Annotated in this window: 17 protein-coding genes and 1 tRNA gene; 6 read left to right on the plus strand and 12 right to left on the minus strand. The window is 68.7% G+C overall.

Annotated elements, in window-relative coordinates:
- Positions 1 to 78: 78 nt before the first annotated feature.
- The 3 genes from BQ7391_RS12215 to BQ7391_RS09080 form a co-directional block, all read right to left on the minus strand.
- The gene (locus BQ7391_RS12215) at positions 79 to 1,581 is read right to left on the minus strand and encodes a hypothetical protein (RefSeq protein ID WP_075280302.1); all 1,503 of its coding nucleotides are present in this window, start codon (positions 1,579 to 1,581) and stop codon (positions 79 to 81) included.
- Position 1,582: 1 nt separating this feature from the next.
- Complete coding sequence (locus BQ7391_RS09075; protein WP_075280303.1) at positions 1,583 to 2,230, minus strand: ABC transporter ATP-binding protein; 648 nt, start codon at positions 2,228 to 2,230, stop codon at positions 1,583 to 1,585.
- A gap of 197 nt (positions 2,231 to 2,427) precedes the next feature.
- Positions 2,428 to 5,115, minus strand: coding sequence for a valine--tRNA ligase (locus BQ7391_RS09080; RefSeq protein WP_075280304.1), 2,688 nt, complete (start codon positions 5,113 to 5,115; stop codon positions 2,428 to 2,430).
- Between the two features lie 209 nt (positions 5,116 to 5,324).
- Here BQ7391_RS09080 and BQ7391_RS09085 point away from each other — a divergent pair, with 209 nt between their 5' ends.
- Together BQ7391_RS09085 and BQ7391_RS09090 are read left to right on the plus strand one after the other, a co-directional pair.
- Complete coding sequence (locus BQ7391_RS09085; protein ID WP_075280305.1) at positions 5,325 to 6,086, plus strand: TatD family hydrolase; 762 nt, start codon at positions 5,325 to 5,327, stop codon at positions 6,084 to 6,086.
- Positions 6,087 to 6,160: 74 nt separating this feature from the next.
- Entirely contained in the window at positions 6,161 to 7,300 is a 1,140-nt protein-coding gene (locus tag BQ7391_RS09090; RefSeq protein ID WP_235858654.1) for a glycosyltransferase family 8 protein, read from the plus strand.
- 126 nt (positions 7,301 to 7,426) lie between these two features.
- On the opposite strand, the gene clpX is transcribed toward BQ7391_RS09090, so the two are convergent.
- From clpX to BQ7391_RS09110, 4 genes are all read right to left on the minus strand, one after another.
- Positions 7,427 to 8,734, minus strand: coding sequence for an ATP-dependent Clp protease ATP-binding subunit ClpX (clpX, locus tag BQ7391_RS09095; protein ID WP_075280306.1), 1,308 nt, complete (start codon positions 8,732 to 8,734; stop codon positions 7,427 to 7,429).
- Positions 8,735 to 8,738: 4 nt separating this feature from the next.
- On the minus strand, positions 8,739 to 9,356 hold the full coding sequence (locus BQ7391_RS09100) for an ATP-dependent Clp protease proteolytic subunit (RefSeq protein WP_075280307.1): 618 nt from the start codon (positions 9,354 to 9,356) through the stop codon (positions 8,739 to 8,741).
- A gap of 76 nt (positions 9,357 to 9,432) precedes the next feature.
- Positions 9,433 to 10,791, minus strand: coding sequence for a trigger factor (gene tig, locus BQ7391_RS09105; RefSeq protein WP_129583948.1), 1,359 nt, complete (start codon positions 10,789 to 10,791; stop codon positions 9,433 to 9,435).
- 56 nt (positions 10,792 to 10,847) lie between these two features.
- Positions 10,848 to 10,934, minus strand: a tRNA-Leu gene (locus BQ7391_RS09110).
- A 212-nt stretch (positions 10,935 to 11,146) separates the two neighbouring features.
- Here BQ7391_RS09110 and BQ7391_RS09115 point away from each other — a divergent pair.
- Genes BQ7391_RS09115 through BQ7391_RS09130 form a run of 4 tightly spaced genes read left to right on the plus strand, consistent with a single transcriptional unit; the run spans position 11,147 to position 12,794 of the window.
- Positions 11,147 to 11,425: an autorepressor SdpR family transcription factor gene (locus BQ7391_RS09115; RefSeq protein WP_075280308.1), complete on the plus strand. Its 279-nt coding sequence runs from the start codon at positions 11,147 to 11,149 to the stop codon at positions 11,423 to 11,425.
- The gene (locus BQ7391_RS09120) at positions 11,415 to 12,098 is read left to right on the plus strand and encodes an SdpI family protein (protein ID WP_075280309.1); all 684 of its coding nucleotides are present in this window, start codon (positions 11,415 to 11,417) and stop codon (positions 12,096 to 12,098) included. Before BQ7391_RS09115 ends, BQ7391_RS09120 begins: the two co-directional genes overlap by 11 nt.
- Before the next feature lie 25 nt (positions 12,099 to 12,123).
- A complete protein-coding gene (locus BQ7391_RS09125) occupies positions 12,124 to 12,573 on the plus strand; it encodes a PH domain-containing protein (RefSeq protein ID WP_075280310.1) in 450 nt (149 codons plus the stop codon).
- Positions 12,574 to 12,596: 23 nt separating this feature from the next.
- Positions 12,597 to 12,794, plus strand: coding sequence for a hypothetical protein (locus BQ7391_RS09130; protein ID WP_075280311.1), 198 nt, complete (start codon positions 12,597 to 12,599; stop codon positions 12,792 to 12,794).
- Here the strand turns inward: BQ7391_RS09130 and BQ7391_RS09135 are convergent.
- From BQ7391_RS09135 to BQ7391_RS09155, 5 genes are all read right to left on the minus strand, one after another.
- Entirely contained in the window at positions 12,791 to 13,114 is a 324-nt protein-coding gene (locus BQ7391_RS09135; protein WP_075280312.1) for a hypothetical protein, read from the minus strand. The two genes, BQ7391_RS09130 and BQ7391_RS09135, sit on opposite strands and share 4 nt — an antisense overlap.
- Complete coding sequence (locus BQ7391_RS09140) at positions 13,111 to 13,326, minus strand: hypothetical protein (protein WP_075280313.1); 216 nt, start codon at positions 13,324 to 13,326, stop codon at positions 13,111 to 13,113. The genes BQ7391_RS09135 and BQ7391_RS09140 overlap by 4 nt, the downstream gene beginning before the upstream one ends.
- 88 nt (positions 13,327 to 13,414) lie before the next feature.
- Positions 13,415 to 13,696 (minus strand): hypothetical protein, encoded by a 282-nt coding sequence (locus tag BQ7391_RS09145; RefSeq protein ID WP_075280314.1) that lies wholly within the window; start codon positions 13,694 to 13,696, stop codon positions 13,415 to 13,417.
- A gap of 15 nt (positions 13,697 to 13,711) precedes the next feature.
- A complete protein-coding gene (locus BQ7391_RS09150; RefSeq protein WP_075280315.1) occupies positions 13,712 to 14,335 on the minus strand; it encodes a DUF1700 domain-containing protein in 624 nt (207 codons plus the stop codon).
- On the minus strand, positions 14,322 to 14,642 hold the full coding sequence (locus BQ7391_RS09155; RefSeq protein WP_200799603.1) for a PadR family transcriptional regulator: 321 nt from the start codon (positions 14,640 to 14,642) through the stop codon (positions 14,322 to 14,324). The genes BQ7391_RS09150 and BQ7391_RS09155 overlap by 14 nt, the downstream gene beginning before the upstream one ends.
- Positions 14,643 to 14,888: the final 246 nt, after the last annotated feature.

A 14,888-nucleotide genomic window follows, 5' to 3' on the forward strand; every position in this document is an offset into this window, starting at 1 on the left:
GAGACGCGCGCCAGCTCCCTGGGCGTCACCGGCACGCTGACGCGCTCTCGATGGCGTTTGAGGAGAACAGCGCGGGGTTTACCGCAGGGCGCGGGCGAGAAGGACCACGAGCAGCGCGGCGCACGCGAGCGCGGGAGCCGTGCCCAGAAGCGACGCCAGCCCCACGACAACGAGCGTAAGCACGGAGAACGCAAAACCGGTCACGAGCACCGATCCCAGCCGCACGGGCGCCGCAGGATCGTCGAGCCCACACGACAGGGCAAGAAGGACGTCGAGCGCGCAGCAAAGAAGGACCACGGCTGCCGGGTCAGCCCCCACCGCGGCCGCCGCGACCCCGCTGACAGCCCCGCTCGCCGCGAGCGTCACCACGAGCGCGGGCAGCGCGTCGAGCACCAGCAGCTCAAGACGGCCAAACGGCAGCAGGGAGCGCACGAGGCGATTTCGACAGTCCTCCCGGAAGACATGCCCGAGCTCGAGAGGCTCGCGCAGGGAGAGACACGCACAGACGAGCCAGCAGAGCGTCACGCCCGCGCCGGGTCGCAGCGTCATGACGAGCGCACCCATGGGCACCAGGAGACCGCCCACCGAGAACAGCCCCAGGAGCGCCGAGGGGCGCCGCGCGAGCGACGCGAGCGCGTGGGAGACAGGTGCCAGGCGTCCTGGCCGGAAGCGCCAGGTCCTTCTCGGCCGGCGGTGCCTCTGCGCGCGGCGACGCCGGCACGCCTCCTTGTAGGCGTTGGAATCCGCGAGCGCGAGGAAGCGCATCGAACGACGCGCGGCGTAGAGCTCGTTGTCATCGATGACGAAGGCCATATCGGCGTAGCAGGACTTGTTGCCGGCCATGCCCAGAAGCAGCAGGTCAACAAGAAGGACAACGACCACGGAGTAGACGCCGAGGGACAGTGCCCGGGGCAGCAGCGCGGCGAGCGGCGCGGCTGCGAGCAGAAGCGCCAGGCCCGAGGCCGCCACGATCACGTAAGCCACGACGGTGGCCGCACGGCGACGGCGCGGCTCGGCAACCGAGCGGGGCAGCGCGGTGTCGAGCGCAAAGAGCCGCGCGGCCAGCATGAGGGCGGCACACATGGCGGCCCAGAGACCCAGGTGGGCGGAGGCAATCTCGCCGAGCAGGGCCCCGCCGAACGCGGAGACCAGCGCGATGACCGGCAGGTCGCGCAGGAGCCGCACGACGAAGAGCTCCTCGGGGCGCACGACGCGCGCGAGCCAGGTGATGTCCGGAGCGGCCAGGCGCAGCGGGGTCTCGCGCAGGTCGGAGACGCCCCACGCCACGAGGCCAGCCGTGGGCGCGAGCACGAGCACGAGGTGCGCCATCTGCGAGGAGACCGTAACGCCCAGGCCCTCGCGCAGCTGCCCCGCCAGGTCAAGGACCTGCGCGAACGAGAGCGCGAGCGACACGGCAACGAAAATCAGCAGGTAGAGCTGGTAGGCGCGGTCGAGAAGGTCGCGCTCCTCGTCTATGTCCGTCCCGGCGGCAAAGAGCAGGAAGCGAGCGTTCGCACGCACGTGGCGCCGCTCCAGGCGGACGAGCGTGCGCAGGCCGCCGCTGCGGGCACCGCCGCCCACCTCAGGACTCCCTCGTGAGCGCACCGTCACGCAGCGCGAACGAGACGTCCGGCACGAGCCCCGGCACGTCGTGATGGCAGCTCAGGAGCACCGCCGTGCCCATGTGCGCCGCGGCGGCAAGCTCCTGGGAGAGCGCGAGCGAGGCCTCGCGGTCGAGCGGGCCGTGCGGCTCGTCGAGCAGCAGCACCCGCGGGCGCAGCATGAGGGCGAGCACCAGGGCAAGCTTCTCGCGCATGCCGCGGGAGTATGCTGAGGGCGGCAGGCGCTCCTGGCCGGAGAGGCCAAAGCGCTCGATCAGGCGTTCCGCGCGCGGGCGGGCGTCATCGGCACGGTTGGCGGCGAGCACGAGCTCAACGTGCTCGATGGCCGTAAGGTCGTCGTAGAAGGCAGGGACGTCGGGCACGAAGGAGAGCGTCCCGGGCGTAAGGCGCGTGCGCCCCGTGAAGGGCTCGCCGGCCACCAGAATCTCCCCCGCGTCCGGCTCGAGCCAGCCCGCCAGGCAGCGGAAGAGCGTGGACTTGCCCGCCCCGTTGGGCCCGGCCAGAAACGCCACCTGCCCGGCCGCCAGCGAGAAGGACACGCCCTCCCACACCGGCACGTCACCGTACCCAAAGCAGAGGTCCCGCACCTGAAGCGCCGCGTCCTCCACGTGAGCCCCCTCTCGTCAGATGCGGAGATGATACTCCCTCGCCACCCGACGTCAAGCCGGCGCGCCCCCAGCGTCATCCCCTCGGTCCGAGCGAGAGCCGGCATGCGTCGACCCCAGGCTCTTCTCCCCCAGCGACTTCTGCGCGCGGCGCAGTGAGCTGGGGAGAAGAGCCTGGGGTCGCCCCGGCGCACGAGGGCCTACGCGAAGTCCGCGATCTGGGCCTTGAGCTGCTCGATCGTGGCCGTGAGCTCGGCGGCCTGCGCGCGCTTCTTCTCGATGACCGCGGGCGCCGCCTTGGCGACGAAGCCCTCGTTGGCGAGGGTCCGCTCCACGCCCGCGAGGTCCTTCTCGGCCTTGGCGAGCTCCTTGGCGAGGCGCGCGGACTCGGCGGCCAGGTCCACGAGGTCGCCCACGTGGACGAAGATCTCCAGCCCGCCGTCGGCCACGGAGACGCAGCCCGCGGGCTTCTCGGCGCCGTCCCCGGCCGCGAACGCGCCCACGTGGCCCACGGAGCGCACGAAGCCCTCCTGGCCGGCGAGCACCGCGGCCTCGTCGGCGCCGCAGCGCACGGTGACGTCGAGCTCGGCGCGGGGCGACAGGCGGTAGCGGGCGCGCGTGGAGCGCACGCAGGAGATGACGCGCTTGGCGAGCTCGAAGTCCTTCTCGGCGCGCTCGTTCACGAACTCGGCGAAGCGCTCGGGCTCAGGCCAGGCGGCAACCATGAGGAACTCGGCGGAGTGGTCGTCGAGGCCGCTCGCGGGGAGGGCGTCCCACACGCTCTCGGTCACGAACGGCATGACCGGGTGGAGCAGCCTCATGCAGGTGTCCAGCACGAAGACGAGGTTGCGCTGGACCTGGAGGCGCTCCTCGGGCGCGCCGTCGAGCAGGCGGCTCTTGCAGAGCTCGATGTACCAGTCGCAGACGTCGCCCCAGAAGAAGCTCTGGATCTCGCGCGCGTAGTCGCCGAAGGCGTAGGTCTCCAGCTGCTCGGTGGCATGCGCGACGGCGCGCGCGAGGCGACTGAGCATCCAGGCGTCCTCGGGCGTGACGGCCGCCGGCGCACCCGGAGCGTAGCCCTCGAGGTTCATCTGCACGAAGCGGCTCGCGTTCCAGATCTTGGTCACGAAGCCGCGGGCCTGCTCGGTGCGCGGGCTGTCGATGAGCTTGTGCGTCTTCTTGTCGATGTTGGCGTCGAACTTGACGTCCTGGTTGTTGGTGATGAGCGTGAGGAGGTTGTAGCGCATGGCGTCGGCGCCGTACTTCTCCATGAGCTCCATCGGGTCCACGCCGTTGCCCTTGGACTTGGACATGCGGCTGCCGTCCTTGGCCAGGATCGTGGCGTAGATGTAGACGTCGTGGAAGGGCACCTCGTCGGTGAAGTAGAGCGAGCTCATGATCATGCGCGCCACCCAGAGGGCGATGATGTCGCGCGCGGTCACGAGGACCTTGGTGGGGTGGTGGCCCTCCATCTCTTCCGGGTGGTCCGGCCAGCCCTGCGTGGCGAAGGTCCACAGCTGGCTCGAGAACCAGGTGTCGAGCACGTCCTCGTCCTGGCGCACGTGGCGGCCACCGCACTTGGGGCAGACGTCGGCGTCCTCCATGAGGGCGTCCTCCCAGCCGCAGTCCTCGCAGTAGAAGACCGGGATGCGGTGGCCCCACCAGAGCTGGCGGCTGATGCACCAGTCCTTGAGGTTGTCCATCCAGGTGAGGTAGGTCTGGGTCCAGCGCTCGGGGTGGAACTTGACCTCGCCGTCGCGCACGACCTGCGTGGCACGCTCCTTGAGCTTGTCCACGGCGACGAACCACTGCTCGGAGAGCCAGGGCTCGAGCGCGGTGTTGCAGCGGTAGCAGTGCATGACGGAGTGGTCGAGCTCCTCGACCTTCTCGAGGAGGCCGTGCTCCTCGAACCACGACACCACGGCCTCGCGGCACTGGTCGCGGCTCATCCCGGAGAACTCGCCGTAGCCGTCCACCACGACGGCGTGCTCGTCGAAGATGTTGATCTGCTCGAGGTCGTGGGCCTGGCCCATCGCGTAGTCGTTGGGGTCGTGCGCGGGCGTGACCTTGACGAAGCCCGTGCCAAAGCCGGCGTCGACGTGCCAGTCGGAGAAGATCGGGATCTCTCGGTCCACGATGGGCAGGCGCACCATCTTGCCCACGAGCTTGGCCTTCTCGGGGTCCTGCGGGGAGACGGCCACGCCCGTGTCGCCGAGCATGGTCTCGGGACGCGTGGTGGCCACCGTGATGTGGTCGATGCCGTCGACGGGCTCCACAAGCGGGTACTGGAGGTACCACAGGTGGCCCTTCTCGTCCTGGTACTCCGCCTCGTCGTCCGAGATGGCGGTGCAGCAGGAGGGGCACCAGTTGACGATGCGCTTGCCGCGGTAGATCAGGCCGTCGTGGTACCAGTCGCAGAAGACCTTGCGCACGGCGCGGGAGAACTCGGGGCTCATCGTGAACTTCTCGTCGGAGAAGTCGATCGAGCAGCCCATGCGCTTGATCTGGGAGACGATCGTGCCGCCGTACTCGCGCGTCCAGTCCCAGCAGGCATCGAGGAACTTCTCGCGCCCGATCTCAAGGCGCGAGACGCCCTCGCTCTTGAGCTTCTTGTCCACCTTGGTCTGCGTGGCGATGCCCGCGTGGTCGGTGCCCAGGATCCAGCGCGTGGAGCGGCCGCGCATGCGAGCGTAGCGCACGTAGGCGTCCTGGATGGAGTCGTCCATCGCGTGGCCCATGTGCAGGATGCCCGTCACGTTGGGCGGCGGGATGACGACGGTGCAGTCCCCCACTCCCTTGGAGCGCTGGTAGCAGCCGGCGCTCATCCAGCGCTCGATGAGCTCGGGTTCGGCGGTCTGGGGGTCGTAATTCTTGGGCATCTCTTCCACGGGGCATCCTCTCCCGGTCGCGTGCGTATCAGTCCAACAGGATAGCACGCGGGGGTTTGGGAGGGCGGTGGCGACCGCCCTGCGCTGCGGCGACGCCCGGAGGCCCGGCATCGTCGGCCGCCCGCGCCCCGCCTCGTTGCCCGCGCCCCGTCACGCCCGGCGCTTGCACGAGCAAGCGCGGGAGGTATCATCGCGGGGAGGAGGCTCGCATGTGGATTGACGCGCACTGCCATCTGGGATGGTTTTCCGACCCCGCCGCCGTGGCGCGCGAGGCGGCGGAGAAGGGCCTCGGCCTTCTTGCCGTCACGGTGACGCCCGACGAGTTCCGCGCCCTCCGCGCCGCGTTCGGGGGCGAGAAGAACGTGGCGCTCGCGGCCGGGCTCCACCCGTGGTGGGTGCACGACGCCTCGGACGCCGACGCGCTCTGCGAGCTGCTGCCCGGGGTCCGCTGGGTCGGCGAGGTGGGGCTCGACGCCGCACCGCGCCGTGCGGCGACCTGGGAGGCGCAGCTCGACGCCTTCGAGCGCATCTGCCGCGCCTGCGCTGAGACGAGCCCACCCGAGGCCCCCAAGGTCCTCTCGGTGCACGCGGTCCGCTCCGCCGGGGCGGCCCTGGACGTTCTCGAGAGAACGGGCGCTGCTGAGAGCTGCCGCTGCGTGCTGCACTGGTTCTCCGGCTCATCGGATGAGCTCTGGCGCGCGGTTCGTCTGGGCTGCCTCTTCTCGCTCGGCGAACGCGCGCTCGCGACGCGGCGCGGGCGCGAGTACGCGCGGGTCCTGCCCGAGGAGTGCCTGCTGACGGAGACGGACCTCCCGCCCTTCGAGGGCTCGGCCGGGGGCGCCGCCGACATCGTGGCCTCGCTCGGGCTCTCCGTCGACGCCATGTCCTCGGCTCGCGGTATGGACCCTCGCGAGCTGAGCGCCCTTATCGCCGCCAATGGCGCCGCCCTGGGCGCGTCGCGCGAGTCCTGACAAACGACCCCGTCCCCCATGCCAGGTCATGGTAGAGTTGACGGAGCGAATTAGCCGACCTGACGGGAAGGCCCATGAGACCACTCCGCAAGACGACGCGCGTGAGAAACCCGCACGTCAAGAACCCCATTTCCTCGACCATGCTTGCGAGCACGTCGGGGGACCTCGACCTGCCGCTGACCGACGTCGTCATCGTCTTCGCCTGCAGCGAGAACTTTGTCCCCTACCTCTCCGTCGCGGCACAGTCGATCATCGAGAACGCGAGCCCGGAGCGCCGCTACGACATCGTGGTGCTCACGCGAAACATCTCCCCGGCCAGCATGATCACCCTCACGCGCCAGGCGACCTCGGAGAACGTGGGCATCGGCTTCCTTGACGTCGACGCCGCGCTTGGCGACATCAAGCTTCCCCATCACGGACACTTCAGGCCCGAGACCTACTTCCGCCTGCTCGCCCCGCAGCTTCTCCCCAACGTGGACAAGGCCATCTATCTGGACTCAGACCTCATCGTCGACGACGACGTCGCCAGGCTCTTCGACGTCGACGTCACCGGCTACCCGCTCGCCGCGACGCGCGACGCGGACACGATCGGCCAGATCGAGGGCTACGACCCATCCGTCGGCCCCTATCTCAAGAACGAGCTCGGGATGGACGACCCGCACGACTACTTCCAGGCGGGCGTCATCCTCATGAACCTCGCCGAGCTGCGCCGCACCGTCTCCCCCGAGCGCTTCCTCGCCCTCTCGACCGAGCGCATGTGGCGCTGGCTCGACCAGGACGTCCTCAACAAGGTGGTGAACGGCAACTACGTGCGCGTGCACATGCGCTGGAACTACCTCATGGACTGGCAGCACCTGCGCCGCACCCACATCGTGGCGAACGCACCCGCCGACGTGCGCGCCGAGTACGAGGAGGCCGCGTCGGACCCCTCGATCGTCCACTTCGCGGGACCCGACAACCGCCCCTGGCTCTACCCGGACGCGGACGGCGCCGACCTCTTCTGGCGCTACGCGATGCACTCCCCCTACCTTGACGAGATACGCGGGCAGCTTGAGGAGTCACGCGCCTCGGCGGCGGGACTTGCCAAGCGCCTGCAGGTCATCGTGCTCTACAAGGGCATCATGCCGGCCTTCGACAAGGCCTGCCCCGCCGGGACCAAGCGACGCGGCGCCGTCATCAAGACGTACATGCGCCTCGGCGGCGCCAACCTGTAGCCTGAAAGTTGGGGACAGTCCCCAATTTGCACATATTATTTATATCAATATTATGTGTTAATTGGGGACTGTCCCCGATTAGCAGAACGGGCCCGGAGCGTGGTCTCGCTCCGGGCCCGTCGCATGCTACGCGATGCGGTGCTTGCCGTGCGCGGTGGTCACGATCCTCGGTGACTCCCCGCCGCCGACGGACTCCTTGGTGACGATAACCTTGGTGATGTCGAGGTCGCTCGGCAGGTCGAACATCGTGTCCTGGAGCGTCGCCTCGCAGATGGCGCGCAGGCCGCGGGCGCCCGTGCCGCGGGCGATGGCCTGGCGGGCGATCTCCTCAAGCGCGTCGTCCTCAAAGACCAGCTCGACGCCCTCGAGCTCGAACATGCGGCGATACTGCTTGACGAGGGCGTTTCTCGGCTGCGTGAGGATGCTCACGAGGTCGGACTCGGTGAGCTCGCGCGTGGCGGTGATCACGGGGATGCGGCCGAGGAACTCGGGGATCATGCCGAACTTGTGCAGGTCCTGCGGCATGACCTGCTCCATGAGGTAGTCCTCGTCCTTCTCGGCGTTGCGGCCGACCTCGGCGGCGAAGCCGATGCCCTTCTTGCCGATGCGGTCGGCGACGATCTTGTCCAGGCCGACGAAGGCGCCGCCGCAGATGAAGAGGATGTTCGTGGTGTCGATGCGGATGAGCTCCTGCTGGGGATGCTTGCGGCCGCCCTGCGGGGGCACGCTCGCCTCGGTTCCCTCGAGGATCTTGAGGAGCGCCTGCTGCACGCCCTCGCCGGAGACGTCGCGCGTGATGGAGAGGTTCTCCGCCTTGCGGGCGATCTTGTCGATCTCGTCCACGTAGACGATGCCCACCTGCGCGCGCTCGACGTCGCCGTCGGCGGCGGTGATGAGCTTGAGCAGGATGTTCTCCACGTCCTCGCCCACGTAGCCGGCCTCGGTGAGGGTGGTGGCGTCAGCGATGGCGAAGGGCACCTCGAGGAAGCGAGCGAGCGTCTGCGCGAGGAGCGTCTTGCCGGTGCCGGTGGGACCCAGAAGCAAGATGTTGCTCTTGGCGATCTCGACCTCCTCCTCGCCCTCGGAGACCTCGTCGTTTCCGGAGAGGATGCGGCGATAGTGGTTGTAGACCGCAACGCTCATGGCGCGCTTGGCCTGCTCCTGGCCCATGACGTACTGGGAGAGCTCGTCGTAGATCTCGTGCGGCGTGGGGAGGTTCTTGATCGGCGCCTCCTCGGGCGCCTCCTCGACGGCCTCGGCGGCATCGACGTCCGCCTCGTCGATCATGTCGGTGCAGGCGTGCACGCACTCGTCGCAGATGAAGACGCCGCCCGGGCCGGCGATGAGCTTGCTCACCTGGCTGCGGCTCTTGCCGCAGAACGAGCAGTGCATCTCGTTGGAGAAGCCGGGGCCTCCCTGATCAAAGCTAGGCATCAAGCTACTCCTGGGTCTGGTCGGCGCGGGACGAGATGACCTTGTCAACGAGACCGTAGGCGCACGCCTCGGAGGCGCGCATGTAGTTGTCGCGCTCCGTGTCGGCGTTGACCTTCTCGATGGGCTGGCCCGTCGCCTCCGAGAGGATCTCGTTCAGGCGCTGGCGGATCCAGCGGGTCTCGTCGGCGACGATCTGGATGTCGGTCTGCTGGCCGGAGACGCCCGAGCTCGGCTGGTGGATGAGGACCATCGAGTTGGGGAGCGCCAGGCGCTTGCCCTTGGCGCCGCAGGCGAGGATGGCGGCGCCCATGGAGGCGGCCATGCCCACGCAGATGGTGGAGACGTCGGGCTTGATGAAGTTCATCGTGTCGATGATGCCGAGGCCGGCATAGACGTCGCCGCCCGGGGAGTCGATGTAGAGCGCGATGTCCTTGTCGGGGTCCTGGCTCTCGAGGTGCAGGAGCTGGGCGATGACGAGGTTCGCCGAGTCGCGCGTGACCTCCTCGCCGAGAAACACGATGCGGTCGTTGAGCAGGCGCGAGTAGATGTCGTAGCTGCGCTCGCCGCGCGGGGTCTGCTCGACCACGTACGGGATGAGCGGGATGTTGGTCGGCTGGTGCATGTGGTCTCCGTTTCTTGTAGAAGGCCCCGGACGAGGCCTGCTCGCCCGGGGCGCTTCGATGCCTGATGAGCGGGGTTTACTCGGCGTCGGCAGCCTCGTCGTCCTTCTCGCCCTCCGAGGCGCGCTCGGCGACCTCATCCACGACGTTCACCTTGGCGTTCTCGACGAGCCAGTCGAGGGCCTTGGTGCGGCGGATGGAGTCGCGGATGGCCGGCAGGCGACCCTCCTCGCGCCACTGCTTGACGGAGGCGTCGACGTCCTCCACGCCCGCGCGCTCGAACTCGGCGCGGACGTCGTCCTCGGTGGCCTCGAGGCCGAGCTTGGCGGCAACGGCGTCGAGGGCGAGCGACTGGCGGGCGCGCTCCTCGGCCTGGACGCGCAGGTCGGCGATGAAGTCGTCGGACTTCAGGCCGCGGGCGCGCAGGAACATGTCGAGGGAGACGTTCTGGCGCTGGAGCTGGGCGAGGAACTCAGAGGCGAGCTCGTTGAAGATCTCGTTCTGATAGGCCTCGGGCACGGTCTCGAGCTTGAGCACCTTGCCCATGGCCTCGACGACGCGGTCCTCCTTGAGGTTGGGGATCGTGGTCTTCTTGTCGCCCTCGATCTCCTCCTTGACGGCGGCGCGGAACGCGGCGACGTCGTCGAAGCCGAACTTCTTGGCGACCTCGTCGTCGAGCTCGGGGGTGACGGCCTTCTTGATGCCGTTGAGCGTCACCTTGACGGAGAAGGTGTGGGAGTGCTCCTCTCCCTCGTGGACGTGGGTGTGCGTCCACTCGATGGCCTTCTCCTCGCCCTTCTTCATCCCGACGATGCCCTCCTGGAGCTGCTCGGGGACCTGCTGCCCGTCGAGCGCGAGCAGGCGGTTCTTGCCCGCGAGGTGCCCCGCGCCCTCGACGTTCTCGACGTCGACGGAGACGACGTCGCCCGGCTCGGCGGCGCGGTCCTCCTCGACGTCCTCGTAGGTCACCTGATAGGTGAGGAGCTGGTTGATCTGCCAGTCGATCTCGGCCTCGGTGGCCTCCTCGGGCGGGAGGTTGATCTCGGGGGCGTCATAGCTCTCGAGCTCGCAGGTCGGGCGCACGCCGATGGTAGCGGAGACGACGTAGTCGGTGCCCTGGGCGGCGAGCTCGGGGTCGGCGCCCTCCGGGCCAAAGCTCACGCGGCCGACAGGGGTGACGTCGAGCTCCTCGAGCATCATGGGCTCGACGGCGTTCAGCAGGTCGTTGGTGGCCTGGGCGAGCACGGACTCGCGGCCGATGATGCCGTCGATCACCGGGCGCGGGGCGTGGCCGCGGCGGAAGCCCTGGAAGTTGTACTTCTTGGCGATGTCCTTGTAGGTCTTGGCGATGGCCTTGTCGACATCGGCGGCCGGGACGGTGACCGTGGCGGCCACCTTGTCGTCGATCGGCTTCTCAGCGGTGACGGTGATCTTCAACGTTCCTCCAGTGTCTCGTGCGGGCGGGCTTGCCCCGCCGTGCGTGCCGTTTGTGCTGGTGCGGGCGAAAGGACTCGAACCTTCACGGGGTCTCCCCCACTGGAACCTAAATCCAGCGTGTCTACCAGTTCCACCACGCCCGCAGCTTGCACAGCCTTATGAATATACCAAACTTCTAGAGGATACCCACGTCTTGGCAGATATTTCACGGCCGGGCGGAAGCCGGCGGCGGGTCCGCCCCAGCGGCTGGCCCGGCCGGGCAAGAACAGTTCGACGAATGTCGAACCGTATGATATCCGTCGAACAATGGGGGGTATACTCCGCCGTAAGAGGTCAGCGGACGAGGGGAGGCGAGATGGTCGGCGACGGGTTCAAGGCGCTCTCTGACCCCACGCGCCGCCGCATCCTCGAGCTCCTCGGCGAGCGGGACATGACGGCGGGAGAGATCGGCGAGCACTTCCCCCAGAACAAGGCGACGCTCTCGCACCACCTCGAGGTCCTGCGCGAGGCGGGCCTCGTGGAGGCGGAGCGCCGGGGCAGGAACGTCCTCTACCGGCTGGACACCACCGTCCTGCAGGGCCTCATCTCATGGTTCCTCGGGCTCACGGAAACGGAGGCTTCGGATGAGGGTTGAGCTTGGGCGCGGGGAGCGCGCCTTCTGGATAGTCCTCTTCGCGGCGGTGGTCGCCCACTTGGCGGCGTACGCGCTGCTGGCCTACCCCGCCATGCCCCAGACGGTGCCCACGCACTGGAGCGCCGACGGTGCGGTCGACGGCTGGGGCGACAAGGCGGGGACGCTCATCATGGCAGCCATGCCGCTCGTCCTCGCGCTCGTCATGCTCGCCGTGCCGCGCCTCGACCCCAAGGGGCGCAACTTCGAGCGCTTCCGTGGCGTCTACCCGGGCATGAGCGCCGCGCTCACTCTGTTCATGGTCGCCGTCGCGTGGATGACGCCGCTCACCGCCTTCGGCCTCGTGCCCGAAGGCGGATCGTTCGTCTCCGCTGCCATACTCTTCGCGCTCGGCGCCTCTATGATCGCGCTCGGCAACTACTTGCCGCGCGTCAAGCCCAACTACACCTTCGGCATCCGCACGCCCTGGACGCTCGCGAGCGAGGACAACTGGCGCCGCACGCACCGCTTCGCCGGACCCGTCTTCATGGTCGCAGGCGCGGCTATGCTCGTTGCCGCGCTGCTCTCGGCCGTGGCGCCCGAGGCGTCCTTCTGGGTCGGCATGGCGGCGGTCCTGGTCGCAACCCTCGTCGTGGCCGTCTACAGCTTCCTCGTCTGGCAGCGCGAGGGCCGCTAGGGAGAGCGTCGGAGGGGAGGCTGCGATGGGCGAGAAGAACGTGCGGCCGGAGCGGATGTTCCCCGGCAGGACCGACCCGTGGTTCATCGCCGTCATGGCAATCGTCGCGGGAGGCCTCTCCGTCAGGTGCGTCGCGTGCTTCGCGGGCTCGGGCCCCTCGTCCCCGTGGGGCTGGCTCGCGCTCCTGCCCGTCCCGGCCTTCGTGGCTCTGGCCGCCCTGCCTATCCGCAGCAACCGCGTCGAGCTCTACGGCGACCGCCTCGTCGTCGTGTACGCCGGGACGCGCTCGTCGATACCCTACGCCCGCGTGCGGGGCGTCAGCCGCACCAGGACGCTCTGGGCGGGCACGGCCAACTCGCTCGACCGCGTCTACATAGAGGCGCCCCAAGACGGCGACGCCATCGTCTCGGTGACCGACAACGACGCCCTCGTGGCCGAGCTCGAGCGCAGGTGTGGCCTTGGGCCCGGAGCCTGACGCACCGAAAGGAGGAGAAGAGGATGGACGTCCCGCATTGGCCCTACTGGAAGAAGAACTCCCTCGGCGGCACGCAGGTCTGGTACGCAGACTGGGGCGACTGCCCCTTCGACATGCCCGACATGGGCGAGAAGGACGAGGAGGCCGTACGCGAGCTCAAGAGGCTAGCCGAGAGGTACGACGCTGGCGAGAAGGACACGAATCGCGATTCGCGCGCCTAGGAGACGACCGATCCGTTGTAGCGCCTGATGGCGAGGAGAATGACCAGCGCCGGGAGCGCTATCCCCACGACCCCGATGATCGCCTGGGCCCCACTGGCCGCGTCGCCCGCGAAGGCGGCGAGGTAGGCCGAGGCGGCGAACGAGGAGCCGGCCACCAGGAGCGCCGGCCCGCACACGAGGGAGAGCCTTCGCTCGGCCTCCGGCGTGAGGTTGCGCCGGTGGACGGCCTTGAGCGGGGAGCACGTTCTTCTCGCGATCATCTTGGCCCCCGCGAGGAGGGTCATGACGCTCGCCAGCGCGAGCACGACGGCGGAGATCACCTCTGCTCCCTCCCCTTCCCGCTCGCGTCACCCGTCCTGGACGGCACCTCGCCGGCGAGCCGCCTCAGGTCGGCCACGGCCCTGCCGACGTCCTCGTCGAGCGTGTCGAAGCAGCCCTCGCCCTCAGGGATGTTCGTGAACCACACCTCGGATCCCCCGTACGAGTGCTCCCGCAGGCACGGGCGGTGCGGGTCGCTCCTGCTGTAGCCCATCTTCCCTCCATATCGCACGAGCATCCCCGGGCGCAATCGCCCACGCTCGGCCAGATTATGCCAGATAGACCTTGCACCAGTGACGCGGCTAGGGCGCGGCGGGGGCCTCCGGGGCCGCAGGGGCCTCGGGCGCGGCGACGCCGGAGGTGTCGACCTCACCCAGCTCGGCGAGCTGCCCGACGAGGGGGAGCCCCGTCGGGTCGTCCACCTCGACGCCTCCGAGGATGACGGTGTCGTCGCGCAGATCGAGCTGCGTGGTAAATACTGCGGGGTTCAAGCCTGAGGCGATAAATCCGATGCCCGCGAGGACGACGCCCGCGGCCACGAGCCCTCCCGCCACGGCAAGGTAGATCTTCTTCGCGCTGGTCATGATGCTCGCTCCTTCCTATGCCGCGAGGTGCGCGGCCACGTCGTTCTTCTCGCCCCTGCCCTTCCAGAAGGGTGAGACGGCCTTTTTCGCCCACAGCGCCGAGAGGCGCGCGATCTGCTTGGAGACCTCCCAGGCGCCCGCGCCCATGAGGAGCGCCACGCCGAGGAGGCCGAGGCCCATGCCCGCAGAGGCCAGGATGTACGGGATGTGCCCGATGGTGATGCCGCCCACGGCGAACAGGAGCTCCACGACGCCCATGCCGCCGAAGGCCGCAGCAACGATCCACACGCAGAACGCGAGTACCCAGATGCAGATGTAGATCGTGACGGCCACGGCGGCGAAGGCGATGAGCAGCGGCACCCACACCGGAGAGCCCACGATGGCGAGCACCCACAGGAGCGCGGTGCTGCGGCGGCGCGTCCGGGCGATCGCGCGCGGCACGGCGGGCAGGTCGTCGAGCGTGGCCTCCGCCACCTCGCCGGGCGAGCCCATGGCGGCCACGGCCTCCTCCTCGCTCATGCCGTCCTCCATGCGGTCGGCGATGGCCTCCGCGTAGAACGCCTTGGTCTCCTCAACCTGGTCTGCCGGCAGGCAGGCCAAGAGCTCGCCCAGCCGGTCCAGGAACTCATCGCGCGTCATGGTGCGCCCCCTCAACGTATGCGTAGATCTCCTGCACGGACGGCCACTCGGCCAGGAACTCCTCGATGCGCGCCCGCCCGGCGTCCGTGATGCGGTAGTAGCGGCGCAGCCGCCCGTTGTGCTCGGCGGAGCGCGCCGTGATGCACCCCGCCCTCTCCAGGCGCTTGAGCAGCGGGTAGAGCGTCGACTCCGTGAGCCCCATGCTCGTCGGAACGTCCTTCACGATCTGGTAGCCGTAGGACTCCTCGCCCGAGACGGCCGCGAGCACGCAGGCCTCCAGGAAGCCGCGCTTCATCTGGGCCTCCATCCGCACACCTCCTCTCGTCCTATACTGTGTAATACACACTATACGACGCATGGTATCTGACGTCAATGGGTGTTCTGCCATTCGGCCCGCTTTTCAGATGTGCGTGTACTTCAATGTCCCGATACAGGGCCCTTCTCGGCGATCGCGCGGCTGGTCCTCGGCCGAAGCGCTGGGGCGGCGCCCCCCTTCTCCGGGTACGTACGAGGTTGCTGACTTGATGTGCTTCTCGCCGAGGCATCTACCTGG

Source organism: Thermophilibacter provencensis (genome assembly GCF_900128445.1).
GTDB classification, from domain to species: domain Bacteria; phylum Actinomycetota; class Coriobacteriia; order Coriobacteriales; family Atopobiaceae; genus Thermophilibacter; species Thermophilibacter provencensis.

Excerpts from the sequence above, each read along its gene's own strand:
- BQ7391_RS09100 (WP_075280307.1), bottom strand. The coding sequence starts at position 9,356 with ATGCACCAGCCGACCAACATCCCGCTCATCCCGTACGTGGTCGAGCAG.
- BQ7391_RS09130 (WP_075280311.1), top strand. The coding sequence starts at position 12,597 with ATGGACGTCCCGCATTGGCCCTACTGGAAGAAGAACTCCCTCGGCGGC.
- BQ7391_RS09115 (WP_075280308.1), top strand. The coding sequence starts at position 11,147 with ATGGTCGGCGACGGGTTCAAGGCGCTCTCTGACCCCACGCGCCGCCGC.
- BQ7391_RS09140 (WP_075280313.1), bottom strand. The coding sequence starts at position 13,326 with ATGGGCTACAGCAGGAGCGACCCGCACCGCCCGTGCCTGCGGGAGCAC.
- BQ7391_RS09145 (WP_075280314.1), bottom strand. The coding sequence starts at position 13,696 with ATGACCAGCGCGAAGAAGATCTACCTTGCCGTGGCGGGAGGGCTCGTG.
- BQ7391_RS09120 (WP_075280309.1), top strand. The coding sequence starts at position 11,415 with ATGAGGGTTGAGCTTGGGCGCGGGGAGCGCGCCTTCTGGATAGTCCTC.
- BQ7391_RS09125 (WP_075280310.1), top strand. The coding sequence starts at position 12,124 with ATGGGCGAGAAGAACGTGCGGCCGGAGCGGATGTTCCCCGGCAGGACC.
- clpX (WP_075280306.1), bottom strand. The coding sequence starts at position 8,734 with ATGCCTAGCTTTGATCAGGGAGGCCCCGGCTTCTCCAACGAGATGCAC.
- BQ7391_RS09155 (WP_200799603.1), bottom strand. The coding sequence starts at position 14,642 with ATGGAGGCCCAGATGAAGCGCGGCTTCCTGGAGGCCTGCGTGCTCGCG.
- BQ7391_RS09090 (WP_235858654.1), top strand. The coding sequence starts at position 6,161 with ATGAGACCACTCCGCAAGACGACGCGCGTGAGAAACCCGCACGTCAAG.
- BQ7391_RS09150 (WP_075280315.1), bottom strand. The coding sequence starts at position 14,335 with ATGACGCGCGATGAGTTCCTGGACCGGCTGGGCGAGCTCTTGGCCTGC.
- BQ7391_RS09085 (WP_075280305.1), top strand. The coding sequence starts at position 5,325 with ATGTGGATTGACGCGCACTGCCATCTGGGATGGTTTTCCGACCCCGCC.